This is a genomic window from Micrococcus sp. HSID17227 (genome assembly GCF_003989405.1).
Lineage (GTDB): Bacteria > Actinomycetota > Actinomycetes > Actinomycetales > Micrococcaceae > Micrococcus > Micrococcus luteus.
This window is the reverse complement of record NZ_RBLN01000313.1, coordinates 1-2,447: the sequence shown is the minus strand read 5'-3', so window position 1 is coordinate 2,447 and position 2,447 is coordinate 1. Positions and strand designations below refer to the sequence as shown.

Below are 2,447 nucleotides of genomic sequence, written 5' to 3'. Positions count from 1 at the left end.
AGACCGCGACACCTACCTGCAGCCAGTCCTGCGTGATCGCGGCAACAAGACCGCCACGGAGCGCTGCAAAAACCCCGCCACCAAGCGAACGAAGCCACAGGGCAGGGCGTGTAAAGGGGTATACCCGGCTCGACGGCCAATAGGACGAGCGCGGGCAACGGAGCCACCCTGCATGAGAGATCAGGATCGGTGGCCAAGCGCGCTGACCAGGAGGGGAATCGTCCTGACGCGCTGAGGAGCACCGTAGCGCCATGCGGCGGGCACCGGTGGATGAGCGGTCAGGCAGGGAGCGGCGGTAGACCGAACAGGACGTAGATCGTGCTGAGGACCGGGATGATGCGCTGTGCAGACTCGTCCGCGAGGGTCTCGACGGCCTTGTTTAGGAAGCGCTCGAGCAGGCTGGCTGGGATCTTGCCGTCGCCGTCCTCCACCTGCTCCTCAAGCATGTTCACGCGCGTCAGCAGGTCACGTACGGCGTCAGAATCGCTGAGGCCCTCCTCCGCGTGCAGCACCTCGCGCAGCTGCTCGAACTGTCCCGCCAGCGCCGGGCGGTCCTGGCTCTGGACGGTGAGGGTGACGTTGCTCCTGTGGCCGGCTAGGGCCACGTTCGACCCGTTGCCGGTCTGGACGTTCTGAGTAACGGAGTTGTCGTGGTGGTTGGTCACTGAGAACCCGCTTTCTGCCGGCGGCCACACGAAGGGAGTCTGGTAGGCGGCCACGAGATCAAGGCCTGCGGACGTGAGTACGGGCCGGTACGAACTGGTACTACCGGGCTCGAGGTAACCATGAGCCTCGAGGTCCGAAGACGCCTTCTGAATCTGGCGATCGGTGAGGTCCAGGGCCTGGAGGTCGAGTTGAGTCCCTGATAGTGGTGTAACCCTCCCCGGCCGCCAACACCGTCCCCAGCATGGACGCGGTCACCGTGGGAGCCTTCGAGTGAACCTTCCACAGCACTCTCGAAAGGGACATCACCACGATGACCGCTCCTCACATTGTCGACCCTGAACGCCTGCTACGCGAAGCGATCGGCGAAGCCTCGCCGGACTTGTTGCGCCACCTGCTGCAGACCGTGATCAACGCCCTGCTCAGCGCTGACGCAGACGCGGTCTGCGGCGCCGAGTACGGCACCGCTTCTGATACCCGCACCGCACAGCGCAACGGGTACCGCCACCGGCCCCTCGACACCCGCGCCGGCACGATCGACGTGGCCATCCCGAAACTGCGCGCCGGCACGTACTTCCCAGAGTGGCTGCTCGAGCGACGCAAGCGGGCCGAGTCCGCGTTGATCACGGTCGTCGCCGACTGCTACCTCGCTGGGGTCTCCACCCGACGCATGGACAAGCTCGTGCGCCAGCTGGGCATCGACTCGCTCTCGAAGTCCCAGGTCAGCCGGATGGCCGCCGAGCTGGACGAGCACATCGACGCGTTCCGGCACCGCCCGCTGGGGGATGCCGGCCCGTTCGTGTTCCTCGCCGCGGACGCCCTGACCATGAAGGTTCGCGAGGGTGGTCGGGTGATCAACGCGGTGGCCATGGTCGCCACCGGCGTCAACGCTGACGGGCGACGTGAGGTACTCGGGCTGCGGGTGGCCACCACGGAGTCAGGCGCGGCGTGGAACGAGTTCTTCGCTGATCTGGTCGCCCGCGGCCTTCACGGGGTGAGACTGGTGACTTCGGACTCCCACCGTGGCCTGGTCGAAGCCATCGCGGCGAACCTGCCCGGGGCCGTGTGGCAGCGGTGCCGCACGCACTATGCCGCGAACCTGATGGCGGTGACCCCGAAGGCCATGTGGCCGGCGGTGAAGGCCATGCTCCACAGCGTCTACGACCAGCCTGACGGGCCGGCGGTGCACGCCCAGTTCGACCGGCTCTTGGACTACGTGGCCGAGCGGTTGCCCGCCGTGGCTGGGCACCTCGATGCTGCTCGGGAGGACATCCTCGCGTTCATCTCGTTCCCGAAGGACGTGTGGTCCCAGATCTGGTCGAACAACCCTGCCGAGCGCCTGAATCGGGAGATCCGGCGCCGCACGGACGCGGTGGGCATCTTCCCGAACCGGGATGCCGTGGTGCGGCTCGTGGGGGCCGTGTTGGCTGAGCAGACGGATGAGTGGGCCGAGGGCCGCCGGTACCTCGGTCTCGAGCTGCTGGCCCGCTGCCGCGAGCCCCTCACGCAAGAACCGGGCACCGTGATGGGCACGGAGGTGATGCCGGCCCTGGCCTGATTCTCATGCCTCGAAGACGGTTACACCACTTCCAGGGACTTGACCTGGAGGTCGTCGTAGACGCCGGCATCATTGGGACATGCCTCGGCTGCTTCTAGATGTTGTGGGTCATGAGGTTCTTGCCACGAGGCGCCGGCTGAGATGAGACGAGTGGGCCCCGCCCCGCAGGATGGAAGTTCCTACACCACCCACCTGCCAGAAGAGACCCACTCATGACTCACGCTAA

Annotated in this window: 2 protein-coding genes; one reads left to right on the top strand and one right to left on the bottom strand. The window is 66.4% G+C overall.

The window, feature by feature from the left end; translation table 11 throughout:
• Positions 1-278 precede the first annotated feature (278 nt).
• Positions 279-665, bottom strand: coding sequence for a hypothetical protein (locus D8M29_RS11200; RefSeq protein ID WP_127435300.1), 387 nt, complete (start codon positions 663-665; stop codon positions 279-281).
• 311 nt (positions 666-976) lie between these two features.
• Between D8M29_RS11200 and D8M29_RS11195 the strand changes: the two genes are divergently transcribed.
• Positions 977-2,221: an IS256 family transposase gene (locus D8M29_RS11195; protein ID WP_031943898.1), complete on the top strand. Its 1,245-nt coding sequence runs from the start codon at positions 977-979 to the stop codon at positions 2,219-2,221.
• Positions 2,222-2,447: the final 226 nt, after the last annotated feature.

Coding starts and splice junctions, on each gene's coding strand:
- D8M29_RS11195 (WP_031943898.1), top strand. CDS start 977: ATGACCGCTCCTCACATTGTCGACCCTGAACGCCTGCTACGCGAAGCG.